Here is a 16,204-nt window from a genome sequence, read left to right on the forward strand (position 1 = left end):
GGGCGGTGGTGTGCCGCGGGCCGTACGGAAAATCTCGGGGGATGCAACAGATGGGCGGTGTCATACGTCCCTGGGGTGTGGAATTCGCCGATTTCGTCGCCGCGCGAGGGGACGCGTTGTACCGGTACGGATACGTCCTCACCGGCAACGCGGAGGACGCCGCCGACCTGACCCAGGAGGCGTTGATGCGTTTGGGGAACGCATGGCCACGGATCAAGAAAAAAGATGATCCGGAGGGATATGTCCGTACAACCATGGCGCGGCTGCACATCAGCATCTGGCGCAGGCTGCGCAGGGAACGGCTGGTCGCGACGGTTCCCGAAGGCACCCACACCGACGCCCGTCCCGACGAGACAGGCCTGTGGGACGAACTGCGGGACCTGCCGCCGAAACAACGGGCCGTGCTGGTCCTGCGGTACTACGAGGACCTTCCCGACCAGGAGATCGCCGACCTGCTCGGCATCTCCCGCGGCACGGTACGCAGCCAGGCGTCCCGCGCCCTCGACAAGCTCAGGATCCGGATGGACCCCGTGAAGGCGGAGGCGTTGCAGTGAACGACAGGACCGAGGCGGACCTTGTCCGCATGCTGGCCGACGCCGCCGAACGCGCGCCCGTCCCCGACGGAGACCTGGCCGGGGCGGTCCGGGTCAGGCGGCGCGCCCACAGGACGCGGATGGCACTCGCCTGCGCGGCCGTGGTCGCGATCGCGGTGGGCGGCACCGTCGCCGTCAGGGACGCCCTCCCGACCGCGAGCGAACCGGTCTCCCCGGCGGCCCAGGGGCCCTCGGAGGAACCTGCGGAGTTCGCCGTACGGCCCGCCTCCGAAGTCTGGCCCGAGGCGGTGACCACGATCCCGAAGAAGGCCGCGGACGGCCTGACCTACCGGCCGGTCGCGGCGCTGGGTCCGACGACACTGCTGCTGATCGCCGAGTCCTCCTTCGAGAAGGCGGCCAGGCTGGACACCTACGACACGACGACGGGCCGCGGCACGCCACTCGTCCAGGTGCCCTCCCCCGAGGGAAAGCGGCGCTACTACGCCCAGGCCGTCGAGGTGGGGGACGACACCGTCGCCTGGTGGGGCAACGTCCAGGGCAAATCCACCTGGGCCGACTTCTGGGTGGCCCCCAGATCGGGCGGTACGGCCAGGCAGGTCGGCGAGGTCACAGGGGCCCTCGCCGACGTGGAGCGGATCGGCGTCACACGGGACTCCCTGATGTGGTCGGTGCGTGGCGGTGGCGTGTACCGGATACCGCTGGAGGGCGGCACCCCCCAGCCGGTGCCGGGAGGGGAGGGGCTCAGTCTGGTCTCGTGGCCCTGGGCGTCCGACGCCTCCGAGGACCGCTCCAGAAACCAGACGAAACTCGTCAACCTCGCCACAGGGCAGACCATCCCCGTCAACCTTCCCGAGGGGGCGGACGGCGTCCGGTGCAGCCTCGTCTGGTGCGCCGGCACCCTGGGGGAGGGAAGCGTGGTGCAGCGCGTCGACGGAGGCGACCGCAGGACCCTGCCCGGCACCTCCTCCTGGGAGATGACCTCCCTGTCGGGAGCCAGAACCGGGTTCGTGGGCATGACCCAGGGGGACCGCTACGCGGCGGTCATCTACGACCCGGAGACCGGCCTGGCAGGGGGAATCGGCGGCCTCGCCAAGGACCGCGGAAGCTGGTTCGGCGTCGGCGTCTCCTCCTCCCCTCCCTCACTCGTCTACACGGACCCCCCCTCCGGGGAGGCGTGCAAGGGAAAGCCCGCGAAGTGCCAGAAGGAATACCTCGTCATCAACCTCCTGGCCCTACCTGCCTCATAGCCCTTCCGGCAGGACACGAGTACGGCGAGGCCACGCGCGGACCGGGTGACCACCGGGAGAGGGGGTCACCCGGCCTGGCCAAGGACTGCGGAAGCTGGTTCGGCGCCCCCTTCTCTCCCTCATCGCCCGGCTATACGGACTCCCCCTCCTCCAGAACGCCTGCCAGGGAAAACTCAGCAAATGCCGCCAGCACTACCTCGTCATGAACCTCCTGGCCCTCCCTGGCTCACAACTCCAGGCACGGGGACACGAGTACGGCGGGGCCGGGCGCGGGCGGGGTGGTCGTCACGAGTGGGGTGGGGCGCAGCCGTACTGGGCCTGGTGTGGTGCGGGCCGGGTGGTTGTCACGAGTTGAGCCAGCGCGGGAGAGAGGTCAACCGGCCTGGCGGGAGTATGAGGACGCGGGTGGGGCCGGGCGCAGCCGTACTGGATGCTCATGTGGCGCGGGCGCCGGGAGTCATGGTTGGTCGGGGGAGAGTTCCTGGGCGAGGATGGCGGCCTGGACGCGGCTGCGGAGGCCCAGTTTGTTCAGCAGCCTGCTGACGTGGGTCTTCGTGGTCGCCTCCGCCATGTCCAGTTCGACGGCTATCTCCGCGTTGGACAGGCCTCGCCCGATGCACGCCAGCACCTCGCGCTCGCGCGGCGTCAGGCCGCCGACCTCCGGCACCGGCCCGCGCGGGGGAGCCGCCCCCCTGAACGCCGCGATCAGCCGCCGGGTCACCGCGGGGGAGATCAGCCCGTCCCCCCGCGCGACCACCCGGACCGCCTCGACCAGTCCGTCGGCGTCGGTGTTCTTGAGCAGGAACCCGGCCGCCCCCGCCCGCAGCGCGCCGAAGACATATTCGTCGAGGTCGAACGTGGTCAGGATCAGCACGTCCGTGATCCCGCTCAGCGCGCGGGTCGCGGAGATACCGTCGAGCCTGGGCATCCTGACGTCCATCAGCACCACGTCGGGCCGCAGGTCACGGGCCATCGCCACGGCCCGCTCCCCGTCCTCGGCCTGCCCGACCACCTCGATGTCGTCGTGGCCGTCGAGGATCAGCACGATCCCGCTCCGCACCGCCGCATGATCGTCAGCGACAAGAACCCTGACCGTCACAGCGACCTCCCCTCCCGGCTCCTCGTACGGTCCGCGCCGCCTTTCGCAGGACCTTTTCGTGCGGCCCGGCCCGGAAACCGCAGCCTCGTGCGGCTTTGAGGACCGTCACGACCCCCGAGCAGCACTGCTTTTCCTCGTACGGCCCAGCCCTGAGGACCGCCCCCGGGTCCGTGGTCCTCGCCGCTCCCGTACGGCCCGGCCTCGGGGATCGTCACAGCACCCTCCCGCCGGGTAGCACCGAGGACTCCTTCGTTGGCAGTTCGGCGTGGACGCGCCAGCCGTCCTCGTACGGCCCGGCCTCGAAGGAGCCGCCGACCAGGCTCGCGCGTTCCCGCATCCCGACGATCCCGGCCCCGGCGCTGGGCAGGTCGGGGGAGCCGTGCCGTCTGAGGGCCCTCCGGGACGCCCCGACCGGGTTGTCGGCGACCAGGATGATCGTCCCGGCGCCGTACTCGACCGTCAGATCGACCCGTTCCCCGCCGTGTTTGAGGGCGTTCGTGAGTGATTCCTGGATGATCCGGTATCCAGCGAGATCGACAGCCGCGGGCAGTTCCCTGGGCTCGCCTTCGACGCGCAGCCGTACGTCAAGACCCGCCTCCCGGGCCCGCGTCGCCAGTTCGTCCGCCTCCGCGACCCGGCGCCGGGTCGCCTCGGCCTTCTCGCCGTTCTGCCTGAGCAGTCCGATCATGGAACGCATCTCGGCCATGCCCTGGACGCTGTTCTCCCTGACCGACTCGAGGATGCCCCGCACGGTCGCCATGTCGAGATCCTTGCGGGAGAGCACCGCCGTGGACTGGATGGCGATGGCGCTGAAGTGGTTGGCGATCATGTCGTGTAGCTCACGGGCCATCCTGGCCCGCTCGGCCTCGACCGCCTCCCGCCGGTCGAGCTCGGCCAGCCGCGCGACCTGCTCGGCCCTGGCCCGCTCAAGCTCGGCCTGGGTCCTGAACTGCCTGACGATGAGCGCGGTGGCGACCGGCATGGTCCCGATCAGGCCGAGTTCCGCCGTGGTGACCGCGAAGAGCCTCAGATCGTGGAAGAAGAACGCGATCATGGCTCCGCTGACGATGGCCACGGCCGAGATGACGCCGAACAGCCACCTGCCCAACCTGGCCGGGCCGTACAGGGTGGCGGCGTAGAGGTTGTCGGTGAAGATGATGATCGTGCCCAGGGAGTAGCCGAAGACCAGATCGAGTGTGATTCCCGTCGTCCCCAGCGCCAGGGCGCCGACCGGGCGGCTGCGCCGTACCGCGACACCGAGACAGGTGAGCAGCACCGGGATCGCGAGCAACTGGACGGGCACGGTCGCGGGCAGGAAGGTCGCGACGTCCTGCAGGGAGGCGGACAGCGGCCGGCGGTTGTAGGCGCCGGCGGCGAGCAGGATCAGCCCCATCACCAGGGCTACCGTGGCCCACAGGATGTCCCGTCTCATGGGTTCCATCTCATCATCCCGAGGTCGGCGCCCCATCCAGCGACAGACGGGTTCGCCGTACACACAAGGATGTAGACCGGTCCGCCGACTTCGTCAGCGCAGACGATGCCCTCTCCGGGGGTGGACGCCGATCCTTGAACCATGGTTCTGGCGGTGATCATCGGATGTGAGATCGGCTTCTGGGTCCTCCTCGGACTCGGCCTCGCCACGCGTTACCTGTGGCGCATGCGACGGCTCAGTACGGCGCTGCTGGTCGCGGTGCCGCTGCTCGACGTGATCCTGCTGGCCGCCGCGGTGATCGACATCCGTGGCGGCGCGGAGGCGAACTGGCGCCACGGCCTGGCCGCGGGCTACCTCGCCTACTCGATCGTCTTCGGCCACCGGACCCTCAGATGGGCCGACCAACGCTTCGCCCACCGCTTCGCCGGAGGCCCACCCCCTTGGAAACCCCCTCCCGGCGGCATGGCCAGGGCCCGCTACGAATGGACGATGTGGCTACGCACCGTCCTGGCCTGCGCCATCGCGGCTGTCTTGCTGTACGGCCTGGCGTGGCTGGTGGGGGACTGGTCGAGGACCACGGCACTGCTGGAGTTCGGGAGCGTCCTGCCAAGGATCGTCGTCATAGCTCTCCTGTGGCCCCTGAGCTACACCTTCTTCCCGAAGAAGGCTGGTGCTTCTGGGGCGCCTCATGCTTCAGAAGGTCCCTTCGCCCCTGGGACGGCCGGTTTCAACCCCGCCCCTTCGGAGGGGGCCGGTGTCTCCGGGGAGCAGCACCGTGTTCCTGGAGCACCTCATACTTCAGAAGGCTTCTCCGCCCCTGGGACGGCCGGTTCCGATCCCGCTCCTTCGGGGGAGGCCAGTATCCCTCACGCTTCGACTCCTGAGGCGGCCGGTTCCAAGTGGACCCCTCGCTCCTGAGGCGGTGGGGCATTCCCTGCGTCTGGAGAGCCTCACACTTCGGGGGTCTCTGCCCTGAGGAAGCCCGTCCTCCAGGAGGGCACCTTCGCTTCTGAGGCGACTTGGCTTCATGCCTGAGGCGGCTTGGCTTCCTCAAGGATCTCCTGTTTCTGAGGCGATCGGCGTTGCTGGAGCACTCCAGTTTCTGGGGAGCCTCATGTTTCAGGCTCTACGAAGATGTGCTCGCTTCTGAGGCAGAGGTTGTGTTCCTGGGGCTTTCATGTTCCAACGAGGTGTGCTTGCTTCTGAGGCTGAGCTCCTGGGGAGTTTTCGTGGTCCTGTTGTCTCTGCGGAGGGACTGCCAAAGGCTGAGACGTTCCGGTCAAGCTCGAGAGTTTCATGATCCCGTTGCCTCTGCGGAGGCTCTGGTTCCTGGGGGAAGCCCGGGTTCCCCCAGGAAGCTCTCCTCCCAGAGGCTTTCTGGAAACCGTCGAGGCGTAGGGTCCCCGTCCAGGAAGCTTGCCGGGGACCTCTGCCGACACCGAAACTCCCTGACACCAGCTCGTCGCGTTCACCGTGATGACGAGATCCCCGGGGCCATCGTCAATGCGTCGATACCCGTCAAACAGCCCCATGCTCGCCAAGGCCTCGATGCGTACCATGCGGGATATGCGCCCCCTCCACCACCCGGACGTCTCGACGATCACCCTGCCCATGATGCTGAGCGCCCTGGCCGACGAGGTCCGATTGACGGTCGTCCGCAGGCTCGCCGAGGCCGGGGGCGTGGTCTGCGGTCAGTTCGACGTCCCGGTGAGCATGTCCACGCTCTCCCACCACCTGAAGGTCCTGCGCGAGGCCGGTCTTCTGCGCGTCACCCCCGAGGGCAGCTTCCGGCGCCATGAGCTTCGCCTCCCCGAGATGGAGGCCCGCTTCCCCGGCGTCCTGTCCTCCATCATCAAGACCGCCCCCTGAGGACTTTGAGGACCTCCGGTGCCACAGCCGATTATTTGGCAGAGCACCCACCCACGCCTGGTAGAGTTATCCCCGTCGCCACGGCCACCAGGCCCCAACGACAGGCAAGCGGCCGTAGCTCAATGGATAGAGCATCTGACTACGGATCAGAAGGTTAGGGGTTCGAGTCCTCTCGGCCGCGCCATGCGGAAGCCCAGCTCGCCATCCGGTGAGCTGGGCTTTTTCGTGCTCTGGATCTCCGCCGGTGTCCGGCCGTGTCCGGCTGACACTGGACGACTCCGGCTGGCCGTGCCGAATACGTGCCGAAGATCAGCTAACGGCGCAGGCTCTGCCTTGACGATCAACGGTCCAGCTCTTGCCGTCCATGATGCAGCTCGTGTCGCGGGAACTAGGCCAGGACCGGGGCGGTAGAGCTGGCGTCCACCATGGACGTTGGCCGAGACTCCGTCCGACCGAGAAGTTTCAACTAGTCCCCGCTAGTTGTACTGACCTGAGAGGTTAGGTACGCGGCTGGCGGGTGGGCGGCCGCCGAGTGCGGTGTGTGCTCGGTGGTGATTGTAGGCGTGGAGCCAGGGGGCGAACGCGTGGCGGCGTTCGGTCTCGGAGGTGTAGGGGCGGCTGTAGGCCCATTCGTCGGCCAGGGTGCGGTGGAAGCGTTCGACTTTGCCGTTGGTTTGGGGCCGGTAAGGGCGGGTGCGTTTGTGGGTGATGCCCAGGCCGGTGAGAGTGTCGCGCCACAGGAAGGACTTGTAGCAGCTGCCGTTGTCGGTCAGAACCCGGCGGACGGTGATCCCCAGGCCGCGAAAGTGGGCATGGGCCCGGAGCCAGAACGCGGCGGCGGTTTCCTTGGTTTCGTCCGGCAGGATTTCGGTGTAGGCCAGGCGGGAGTGGTCGTCCAGGGCGGTGTGCAGATAGCTGTAGCCGATCTTGGGTTTGCCGTGCTTGTAGCGGGCGGTTGTGGTGGCCTTGCGGTTGTGATGGCCGGTCTGCCGGTCGGTGATGCGATGGCCGCCTCCGTCGGGGATGTTGCCGAGTTTCTTGACGTCCACATGCACCAACTCGCCCGGCCGGTCATGTTCGTAGCGGCGGATGGGCAGGGCGGTGGCGCGGTCCAGATGCCGCAGCCGGGCCAGCCGGTAGCGGGCCAGGACCCGGTGCACGGTGGAGGGGGGGCAATCCCAGCAGGTAGCCGATGCGGGCCGGCCCCCAGCGGCGCAGGAGCCGCACGTTGATGATCCGCCGTTCGGTTCGGGTCGGGGTGCGGCGGGGACTGCGGTGTGGCCGGGAGGATCGATCGGCCATGCCGGCCGCGCCGTGTGTGCGGTAGCGGTCGGCCCAGCGTTTTGCCGTGCTCACTGCTACCTGGAAGCGTTCGGCGGCCCGGCGCAGGGGCCAGCCGTCGTCGACGACACAGCGGGCCAGCCGGAGCCGGCCCGTTTCACTCAGCGGGGCGTTACGGTGGGACACGAGGGCCTCCGGGAAGCTCGGCGTAGATGTCGCAATCCACACCGAACCCGCAGGCCCTCACTCATTTCAACTACATCGGGCTCGTGTCCTTGGCGTACTCAACCTCTGTGGTCATTACAGCTAGTACTTACTAGGTGCTGGTATTGGTTTCCAGTACCTCCAAAGCCGCTTATCCGATACCTTCGAGCGTAGATGTTGCGTGCGTGCATGCAATCCATGCACGCACGCAACGATTCGGTGGAATCGCTACCAAGTGATCAAAGGCAGATTCTTAACCGCGATGAAGACGCCTACTGCTGCGGCGATGGCCAGCAGTAGCAGGCACATTCGGACGGTACGGCCCCAGTTCGCTGCAACGAACCGGGCCGTCCGTCCGACCTCTTCGGATGCTCCCATGCTCCTCCTTTCTACGTAAAAAAGCGCCACAGGAAGCTCACTCTCCGGGCGATCTCCGACGTCACACGGGTGAGTACCTGTAGCGCTTTGCCAGTGCATGCCCCAAGAAAGACTCCAGAGTTTTCCGCGCCCTGGTGAACAGACGCGTAGCCACGTCGGAGGTGGCAGCTAAGGATCCCTTAGTCGTTCTTGATGACGCACCCAAGATATAGGTGGTGTCCTGGTGGCGTAGCTAAAACGGAAACTTTTCTGGGGATGAATGGAGATTCTGTGGCCCCAGTTGTATTTACGCCCTAAATAGGATCTAGTTCTAGATATCTACGGTTATATGGCTGATTGTGCCGAATGTCCTTGTCCTAGCACCTCGCTGATTCGGCGCATCGAGATCTCGTCTTGTCCAACGAGGCACTTGGCGTAGGTGCGCAGCAGGACCTCCACACTGTTGCCCGCCCACTCGGCCACCTGCTTCGGGGAGACCCCGGCGTTGAGCCAGGTGGACAGGCAGGCGTGCCGTAGGTCGTAAGGCCGCCTGGCCAGTGGTGAGGCGTACTCCTCAGGGCTGAGCGCGAGCTGTCGGGCCTTGCCCCAGATCCGATTGATGGTGCTCGTGGCCAAGACCTTGCCTTCCACACCGAAGAAGACGCGTCCATCCGGGCCGGTTCCGAACGACTTGAGGTGGTCGCGCAGGATGGCCACGAGTTCCGGAGCGCACGGCACCGGGCGTCCTTCACCCTCGGGACGGTGCTTCAGGCCGCGCTCGTCGCGCTGCTGGCCGGAATCGGTCCACTCCTTACCAGCGTCCGGTGTCGCACCGGTCAGATAGAACTCTCCCCACGTGTCGGGAGCATCGGGCAAGATCATGTCATCTTTCCGGAGGTTGACTGCCTCCTCGGGCCGTAGCCCTGCGAAGTAGAGCACGGCGAAGAACGGCATGAGCAGGGGGCCACTGGGCTTTTGCGTCCGTACGGCTTCCAGCAGCTTGCGAGCCTGCTCAGGATTGATGACCGATCGCCGGTCTACCTGCGATGTGGTCTTGGGCACTTTCCACTTGAGATCGGGGATGGGGTTCTTGCTCAGGAGCTTCATTTCTACGGCGTGGGCCATGGCGTTGGACAGGATCACCCGGTGCTTGCGGGAGGTACTCGCTGCGGCTCGCTTGCCGTCGAGCCGAGACGTGGCGGCGTCGAGCAGGGCTCTTGCCATGGCAGGCGTCGAGAGAGAGGAGACCGGCAGGCTGTTGCGCGCCACCCAGGCCAAAGTGCCAGACACCCGCTCCGAGCACTTCTTGCGCTCTCGGGTGTTGAATCCCCAGCGGCGAAGGGCGGTCCTGACCTCCTGGTCAGAGCAGGGGCGGGTTGCGCCGTTCAGCATCGCAAACGTCGCCAGGGACAGCGCGTAGGCGATGCCCGCTCGGTGCTTGGCCGACGCGTCTTTCCACTTCATGTCCACGTAGGAGACCGCGAAGTCATACCAGCCCATTTGCGGGCTGTCCGTGCGGCCCCATGAGACGGGTTCACCGGTAAGGAGGCTGAATGCTTCTCCCTCGCTCGCAGCGCCCTGCAACTTGCCACGGAAGGTGTCGGCCTGGGCAGCCCTTCGAAAGGGGCGCTTCCACGGCTTGTCAGCGGTCTTCCAGCGAACGGTGTAGGTGGTGACCTTCTTGCCCTTGTAGACCTCGGTCTTGTAGACGCGGACGTCGTAGGTGATGTCCTTCATCAGGCGGCGATCTCCAGGGCCTCAAGCCAGTTCTCGTAGTCGGTCAGGTAGATGCGCAGGTCCCCGTTGGGGAGCTTGGTGCACTTGGGCGCGCGGCCCTTGGTGCGCCAGTCGTAGAAGGTGGACCGGCTGATACCGAGGTCTTCGCAGATGTAGTCAACGGTGATCTTTTTGGCGCTGGCCCTGGGCATGGGGCGTGTCCTTCCGGGTCCGTGGTCGGCGGTGACGTGTGGTCGAGGGCCTGGGCATCGCAGGGAGAGGGAAGTCGTGCGGCTGTTGCAGGGAGGGCTGAAACATCTCGGCAAGTCGGCAAGTCGGCAAAAGTGCCCGTGACCTGGGGTGATGCTTGCCGACTTAGGAGTTGCCGGGGTGAGTGCATCTCGGCAAACGCTGGCTATCTCGGCAACGGGTGCCGACTTGCCGAGATAGCCGTTTGAGACCCGGGTTATCTCGGCAACAGTTAGTGCAGGTCAGAGCCGTCTTTGCCGACTTGCCGACTTGCCGAGATGTTTCAGCGCTTTTCTCTTCACCGGTGCCTCATGCCGAGTGGCGCTCGACCCAGAAGACGTTTCGGTTGCCCCGCTCGTGCTTGCCCGAGCGGATCACGTACTCGCCGCGCCACCGGCCGATCTGGCCGGTCAGCAGCCGCCCCAGGGACATCGCGTTGGGCAGCCGTCCGGAGGGGGTGGTGATGAACATCCCGTCCCACCGATCGACCTCCTCGAACCCGACCCGGTCCGGCTCTCCAGAGTGGCGCAGTTCGGCGGCGGCCATGGGCTGCTGGCCATGCAGGCGGTGCCAGCAGGACAGGAACGCTCCCCAGCGGGATTCGTCCTCGTCGATGTCGCGGACGTCGGCGGCGTTGGTCAGGAACCCCTCGATGCCGTGGTGAGCGAGGAATCCGCCCAGGGCCTGGGTCCAGGGGGTGAACTGCCGCATGGCCATTCCGGCGGAGCGGGGGGCACCCTGGCCGGTCCAGTCGAGCACCAGGATGAGCAGGTGCCACAGGACGGTCATCTGGTTGCCCGGCGCAGTGATCCACTGGTCCAGGTGCGGGATGCCGAACGTGCTCTGATCGCGTTGGTCGGGACGGGGCATGTTCGGGTCGAGGTGCACCCGCACCGTACGGGAGGCCATGTCGCCGCCGACCTGAAGGTTGTTGCCGGTGGCCATCCACAGCCGGTCGTTGACGGTGGCGATGTTGCGGGAGGCACCCAACTGCCGGTCCGACCACACCCCGGCAGTCACCAGCAGCGCGAGGGTCGCGGAGTCGATCACGGTCCCTTCGGGCAGGTTGTCCCAGATGACCACGCCGACCTGTTCGGCCAGCACCGCGGTGATGCTCTTGCGGAGTTCTTCCTCAGCGTCGGCCCAGGGCATGATGCGCTGGCCGTAGAGCATGCCAGGGCCGCCGGTCAGGATGGACTTGCCGGAGGCGGGCATGGTCGCGTCGATCATCGCGAACGGGGTGAGGCTGCGGGTGAAGTGCCGCAGAATCGGCGTGGCCAGCAACGCCAGGTAGTTGGCGCGATCGGCCGTGCTGGCCCATGGGAAGTCCCGCAGGAACCGGTTGAGCAGGAAGTCACGGGCCTGCTGTACCTGCTGGGGGGTGGGCCAGTCCGGGACCGGTGGCAACGCGACTTTCGAGGCCAGGTACAGGCCGGTCGCCGGGTCGTAGCCGGGTTTTTGCAGGAGGGTGCCGTCGCGGCGCAGGATCGGGGCGCCGATGACGCCGCGCAGCGGCGGCAGGTGCGGCCAGGTCTTGCCCGCCAGCACCGAGGAGAGGATCTCCCGGGGCGGGGTGACCTCCTCCTCGACCAGCTCGCTCCCGCCGGAGGCGTCCTTGCGCGAGCGCATCCGGTAGACGTAGACGTGCTCGGCCAGCAGCCCGGCCAGGGTGGCCGGGGTGATCGGGCTGGCGGTGGTCGGCAGCGGCGAGTCCTCGTCAGCGGCCGGGCTGGCCTGTCCGCCGGAGATGGTCTCCATGTGCACCAAGGCGCCACCGGAGACGTAGGTGTCGGGCAGCAGCCCCTCGGCCAGGCGCCGTTTGAGCACCCGGATGGTCTCCGGGCCGGAGCCGACCTGGACCCGGGGCGTGTCCTGCCCGGGAGCGGCCGGGGTGGGTGGTGTGGTGCTGGTCATGCGGGAACGCTCCGAGGTCGTCGAGCCCCGGCGCGGAAACCGGAGGCGATGGTACGGCGGGCCTCGCCCTCGGCCAAGCCCGTACGGACGGCGGCGTCGGTCAGCAGGTCGGTGACTTCGCCCTCGCCCAGGGCACCTCCGGCGACGAGCTGTCCGAGCGCGACGGCGGCGCCGTAGAGGGTGGCGTTGCGGTTGGTGTGGGCGGTGGTCGAGGCCAGGGCGGTCAGGCTGGCGCGGATCGCCGCCGTCAGGTACGCGCCTCGGCGCCCGGACCGGAGCTCGACCACGACGGGCTGTTGAGGCGGGAGCGGGGCCGGGCGTAGTCGTTCGGCCAGCCAGCCGGGCAACGGCGCCACCTCGGCGGTGTGGAGGGGTTCGTACCATCCGGCGCCATCCGGCAGGTCCACGTGGCTGCCGGGGCCGACGACGTATCCGCCGGTGGCTCGGGTGTCGATCCGCCAGCCCAGGCCACCGCCCGCCTCACCGGAGGTGTTGGTCAGGGTGAGATCGGGCGGGGCGGTGAAGTACCAGTGCAGGCCGCCCCGGCGGGTGCGGACGGAGAAGGTCTCCCACGGCACCGGTTGCCCAACCTGCTCACACAGGAGGGCGAACACGTCGGCGCCATCGGTCACCCCGGGCCGCTGCCACTGGTCGGGGACCTGCTCACCAGGCTTGGGCAAGTCGAGGTCGATCACGACCAGGCGGGACGGCCCGCAGGAGATGCCGATGTTGAACGGCTGGCGCGCCCAGATCCGGGAGATGACCTGCGGGTCGGTGGTGGCGTGCCGCTTCCACCGGAAGCCGGACAGCGGGACCTTGTCGCCGATGGCGACAGGAAAGACGTGCCAGCCGCGAGCGGCGGCGGCCAGGGCGTAGCGGAGCTGTGGCGAGGTCACGAGTTCTCTCCTCGGTCTGGAAGTCCGGCGCCGGAACCACGTGCCCGGCGCCGGGATGGATCACTGCTTGGTGAGACTGAGGACGACGGCCGTGGCGTCGTCCCGGTAGCCGGTCTCGTCAGGCCGCGCAGCGTCCACGAGGGCGTCGGCCAGGCGCTGCGGGTCGGCGTGGTGCTCGCGCACCAGCGCGGTCAGCTCCTGGTGGGACATCTGGTCGTGGACGCCGTCAGAGGTCAGCAGGACCAGCTGCTCGCTGGGGATCTGCGCCTCGTAGACCGTCGCGACGGTCGCGCGCCCCACGGTCGTGCGGACCCAGTTGTCGTGGTCGGCGGCCAGGTCGAGCGCGACGCCGTTGCGGCGCAGCTGCTCGCCCACGGTGTGGTCGGTGGTGTACTGCCGCAGCTCGACCCCGTCCCAGCCGTAGGCGCGGGCGTCGCCGATCCAGTGGATGACCGCGACGTCAGGGTGCGCGACGGCCAGGACGGCGACCGCGTCCGGGTCCTCCCGGTCGTCGGCGGGGGCGTTGAGGAGGCCGCTGGCGGACAGCAGCCCGGCCATGCCGCCCCGGTCGGCGGCGACGCGGGCGGCGACGTCGGCCAGCAGCGCCGAGTTCGCGGCGACCTCGGCGCTGTTGCCGATGCCGTCCACGACCACGGCGACGGTCCGGTCGTCAGCCCGCCACATCAGGGCGGCGTCGCAGTTGTACGGACGAACGCCGCGGCGGGTCGCCGTAGCTGAGATCCACATGGGGTGCCCCTTCGGTTCGGTCGTCGGGCGCACGTCAGCGACGTGCTTTCTCGGTGTGCGGGTCGCTGCCGTACTCCACGACCACCGGCACCGGCGCCCCTCCGCTCTGGTGGTCGTGGGCGTGCTCCTGGGCTGCGGAGCGGGCGACGGCCAGGCTGCGGTAGTTGCTGCCGGTCCACGGGCAGTCGCCGCACCGCCAGGCCCAGTCGGCTCGGTGTGGGTTGGCCCAGATGTCGATCCCTGCCCCGACCACGACCAGCCCAGCGGGGATGGTGACCGCGGCGGCCAAGAATTTGAGCAGACCGGTCACCGCCGCCGGGTTGCCGTGGACGGCCCGGCGGAAGTGTTCGCGGGCGGTGGTCAGGTCTCGGTCGTCGAGGGCGTCGAGGATGGCCTCGACCGCCTCGCTGTACGTGGCGGCGGATGGCTCAGAAGAGAGCATCAGTGACCTCCTGGGGTGCGGGGCGGCGGAGCCCTCGGAAGGGGCGGACGACGCGGGAGCCGTCCGGGCGTCGGATCAGGACGTTGCGGGGGCCGGTGCCGCGGGTGGGCAGGGCCCCGCCCGGACGGGGCGGGGTGCACGGTCACCGGGGCCGTCCCGACCGGGCGGCGGGTCTGCCACCGGGCCAGGATGACAATGGGCGTGCCGCGCTCCAGGTAGGTGCGGCCAATCACGACGCGGCCTGGTGCGCCGCACGCAACGCGATGGTCTTGCCGCTGGTTGAGGCGGGCAGCTGGACCACGGCGGAGGCGGCCGGGGACGCGCAAGCGGACGCAGGGGCAGGTGGCGTTGTTGGGGTGAGGAGTCCCTGCTGGATCCAGGTGTCCATCAGGTCGGTCTGTCCGGCCAGGGGGGCCGGGCAGGAGGAGCACAGCCGTCCGGCGATGCTGCCGGGCTTGGGCTGGTTGCCGCCGGGTGGGGCCAGGCCCCACTTGCAGGCCGCGATCCCGGCCTGCTCAACGCGCTTTTCCAGGCTGCGGATGGTGTAGGCGGTCTGGGGTAGAAGAAGGCGATCTCGTCCAGTTCGCCGGGTTTGGCGTAGGCGCCGCACAGGCATTCGCCGGACATGTGCAGGTGCTCAGCGACCGGGTTGCGCGGGATGAGGTGCCGGTCGCGGTATTCGCGCATCTGGGCGTTGGTCCAGTGCGCCAACGGCGAGCACCAGATGATCCCGCCGTCGGGGTCGATCTCCGCAGCGGTGCGGAAGCGGCGGTCGGATTCGTCCCAGCGCATCCCGGCCAGGTAGAGCACTTTTTGGGAGCGGCCGTGGGTGCCGATGATGGCGGCGCGGTTGCGCTGTAGGGGTTCGTTCTTCAGCCGCCGGTACATCACGCTGTGCCCGGCCGGGCCAGGAAAGCCTTTCCACACCGCCCGGATTCCGGCGTTGGGGCCGGTGCGGGCGATGACCTGGCCGAGTACGAGGTCTTCGTAGGAGTCGCGCGGGTGCAGCTCGCGTAGTGGCAGGTTCCAGGCGGCGGCGGTGTCGCGCACGTGCTGGCGGGTGTCGTCGATGCCGATGCCGGTGTTGACGTGCACCACCGCGTCATGGTGTGAGGAATCGAGGTAGGGGCGGACCAGGTGCAGCAACACCATGGAGTCGTTGCCGCCGGACACCAGCGCTTGGCGGGCCACGATCGGGTACCGGTCGAGAGCTTGAGCGATGATGTCGTGGCTACGGGCGATGGCCTGGTCCAGGGTGCGCAGCGGCGGCCGGGCAGAGGCCTTGGCCGGGCGGCCCGCGACCGCGTCCGGCATGCCGGGCAACATCGGCATCAACGTTTGATGACGACCCATGACAGGCTCCTCAAGCATCGGGGTTCGTGGTGACCATGTGCGGGGCAGCGGCCGGGATCACGGCCTGAGTCAGCTGCTGACGCAGCTTTCCGACCAAGGTGATGAGCTGGTCGGCAGCGGTGATCCCGGCGGCGATGTCGAGCGTGTCGTCGCGGTCGTGGCGGACGGCGTCGGGGTGAGCGGCCAGGTAGGCGTCCCACCGGGTCAGCCAGCCGAGTGCGTTGGCCTGGTCGATCAGGACGGCCACGGCGGCGGTCAGGTCGGCGCCCTCGGGCAGGCTGGCGTGGTCCCAGTGCAGGTACCGGATGAGGGTGTCCTCGATGGGGTAGTCAGCAGGCGAGAGCTTGCGGACGGGCTTGGCCAGGTAGATGTTGCAGCGCTCGCAGACCTGCCCGTCCTGGAAGGAGACGCCGGTACGCCGGTCGAACCAGGAGGCCATGGGGCTGGGCTGGTGGCCGACAGCGGCGCAGATGCGGGCGGTGGCGCAGTCCCGGCAGCGCCACCGCTCGGCGTCGGCCGGGACGTCGCGACCGGGAGACTCGGCGTCGTGGGCACGACTCCAGCCGGTGGACTCCAGGTCACGACGGGCGGCCTCAAGGGTGAAGAAGTGGATCTCGCCGTCGTAGCCGAACGGGGTGGCGCAGTCGAAGCAGCGGACCACGAAACAGGTCGTGGTGGTGAAGGTCAGGCGACCGGTGGCGGGCGAAGTAGACATGACGGTTCTCCTGTCGTAGGCGTGCGGAAGGGACTCGATGGCATCCCGAGGAAGAAGGAAGGGCAGTTAGGCCGCCGGATTCGGGGTTAGATTCCTAACCCGGCCGCCCGCGACCGGGGTAACCCGCCC

Annotated in this window: 14 protein-coding genes, 1 tRNA gene and 1 pseudogene; 5 read left to right on the top strand and 11 right to left on the bottom strand. The window is 68.3% G+C overall.

The features are described from left to right. Positions 1-77 precede the first annotated feature (77 nt). On the top strand, positions 78-554 hold the full coding sequence (locus tag FHS44_RS22130; RefSeq protein WP_312863767.1) for a SigE family RNA polymerase sigma factor: 477 nt from the start codon (positions 78-80) through the stop codon (positions 552-554). Beyond that, entirely contained in the window at positions 551-1,801 is a 1,251-nt protein-coding gene (locus FHS44_RS22135) for a hypothetical protein (protein ID WP_184717579.1), read from the top strand. Before FHS44_RS22130 ends, FHS44_RS22135 begins: the two co-directional genes overlap by 4 nt. A 457-nt stretch (positions 1,802-2,258) precedes the next feature. On the opposite strand, the gene FHS44_RS22140 is transcribed toward FHS44_RS22135, so the two are convergent. Further along, entirely contained in the window at positions 2,259-2,900 is a 642-nt protein-coding gene (locus FHS44_RS22140) for a response regulator (protein WP_184717581.1), read from the bottom strand. Positions 2,901-3,111: 211 nt separating this feature from the next. Next, complete coding sequence (locus tag FHS44_RS22145; RefSeq protein WP_246435787.1) at positions 3,112-4,332, bottom strand: sensor histidine kinase; 1,221 nt, start codon at positions 4,330-4,332, stop codon at positions 3,112-3,114. Positions 4,333-4,485: 153 nt separating this feature from the next. On the opposite strand from FHS44_RS22145, the gene FHS44_RS22150 reads away from it, so the two are divergent. From FHS44_RS22150 to FHS44_RS22160, 3 genes are all read left to right on the top strand, one after another. Next, positions 4,486-5,250 (top strand): hypothetical protein, encoded by a 765-nt coding sequence (locus FHS44_RS22150; RefSeq protein ID WP_221461117.1) that lies wholly within the window; start codon positions 4,486-4,488, stop codon positions 5,248-5,250. A gap of 648 nt (positions 5,251-5,898) precedes the next feature. Next, entirely contained in the window at positions 5,899-6,201 is a 303-nt protein-coding gene (locus tag FHS44_RS22155) for an ArsR/SmtB family transcription factor (protein ID WP_184717585.1), read from the top strand. A 108-nt stretch (positions 6,202-6,309) separates the two neighbouring features. Then, positions 6,310-6,385, top strand: a tRNA-Arg gene (locus tag FHS44_RS22160). A gap of 292 nt (positions 6,386-6,677) precedes the next feature. On the opposite strand, the pseudogene FHS44_RS22165 reads toward FHS44_RS22160, so the two are convergent. From FHS44_RS22165 to FHS44_RS22205, 9 genes and pseudogenes are all read right to left on the bottom strand, one after another. Further along, positions 6,678-7,668: pseudogene (locus FHS44_RS22165) on the bottom strand (IS481 family transposase). 720 nt (positions 7,669-8,388) lie between these two features. Then, positions 8,389-9,780 (bottom strand): tyrosine-type recombinase/integrase, encoded by a 1,392-nt coding sequence (locus tag FHS44_RS22170; protein WP_184717587.1) that lies wholly within the window; start codon positions 9,778-9,780, stop codon positions 8,389-8,391. Then, a complete protein-coding gene (locus FHS44_RS22175) occupies positions 9,780-9,971 on the bottom strand; it encodes a helix-turn-helix transcriptional regulator (protein ID WP_184717589.1) in 192 nt (63 codons plus the stop codon). Before FHS44_RS22175 ends, FHS44_RS22170 begins: the two co-directional genes overlap by 1 nt. Before the next feature lie 346 nt (positions 9,972-10,317). Further along, entirely contained in the window at positions 10,318-11,922 is a 1,605-nt protein-coding gene (locus tag FHS44_RS22180) for a hypothetical protein (RefSeq protein WP_184717591.1), read from the bottom strand. Continuing rightward, positions 11,919-12,818 (bottom strand): bifunctional DNA primase/polymerase, encoded by a 900-nt coding sequence (locus FHS44_RS22185; RefSeq protein WP_184717593.1) that lies wholly within the window; start codon positions 12,816-12,818, stop codon positions 11,919-11,921. The genes FHS44_RS22180 and FHS44_RS22185 overlap by 4 nt, the downstream gene beginning before the upstream one ends. 60 nt (positions 12,819-12,878) lie before the next feature. After that, entirely contained in the window at positions 12,879-13,565 is a 687-nt protein-coding gene (locus FHS44_RS22190) for a PP2C family protein-serine/threonine phosphatase (RefSeq protein ID WP_184717595.1), read from the bottom strand. Positions 13,566-13,599: 34 nt separating this feature from the next. After that, positions 13,600-14,007: a hypothetical protein gene (locus FHS44_RS22195; RefSeq protein WP_184717597.1), complete on the bottom strand. Its 408-nt coding sequence runs from the start codon at positions 14,005-14,007 to the stop codon at positions 13,600-13,602. A gap of 387 nt (positions 14,008-14,394) precedes the next feature. Next, the gene (locus FHS44_RS22200; protein WP_184717599.1) at positions 14,395-15,360 is read right to left on the bottom strand and encodes a phosphoadenosine phosphosulfate reductase family protein; all 966 of its coding nucleotides are present in this window, start codon (positions 15,358-15,360) and stop codon (positions 14,395-14,397) included. A 10-nt stretch (positions 15,361-15,370) separates the two neighbouring features. Beyond that, complete coding sequence (locus FHS44_RS22205; protein ID WP_184717601.1) at positions 15,371-16,075, bottom strand: hypothetical protein; 705 nt, start codon at positions 16,073-16,075, stop codon at positions 15,371-15,373. Positions 16,076-16,204 lie beyond the last annotated feature (129 nt).

It is taken from the genome of Streptosporangium saharense (genome assembly GCF_014203715.1).
GTDB classification, from domain to species: domain Bacteria; phylum Actinomycetota; class Actinomycetes; order Streptosporangiales; family Streptosporangiaceae; genus Streptosporangium; species Streptosporangium saharense.

Coding starts and splice junctions, on each gene's coding strand:
- FHS44_RS22145 (WP_246435787.1), bottom strand. CDS start 4,332: ATGAGACGGGACATCCTGTGGGCCACGGTAGCCCTGGTGATGGGGCTG.
- FHS44_RS22155 (WP_184717585.1), top strand. CDS start 5,899: ATGCGCCCCCTCCACCACCCGGACGTCTCGACGATCACCCTGCCCATG.
- FHS44_RS22170 (WP_184717587.1), bottom strand. CDS start 9,780: ATGAAGGACATCACCTACGACGTCCGCGTCTACAAGACCGAGGTCTAC.
- FHS44_RS22175 (WP_184717589.1), bottom strand. CDS start 9,971: ATGCCCAGGGCCAGCGCCAAAAAGATCACCGTTGACTACATCTGCGAA.
- FHS44_RS22180 (WP_184717591.1), bottom strand. CDS start 11,922: ATGACCAGCACCACACCACCCACCCCGGCCGCTCCCGGGCAGGACACG.
- FHS44_RS22190 (WP_184717595.1), bottom strand. CDS start 13,565: ATGTGGATCTCAGCTACGGCGACCCGCCGCGGCGTTCGTCCGTACAAC.
- FHS44_RS22195 (WP_184717597.1), bottom strand. CDS start 14,007: ATGCTCTCTTCTGAGCCATCCGCCGCCACGTACAGCGAGGCGGTCGAG.
- FHS44_RS22200 (WP_184717599.1), bottom strand. CDS start 15,360: ATGGGTCGTCATCAAACGTTGATGCCGATGTTGCCCGGCATGCCGGAC.
- FHS44_RS22205 (WP_184717601.1), bottom strand. CDS start 16,075: ATGTCTACTTCGCCCGCCACCGGTCGCCTGACCTTCACCACCACGACC.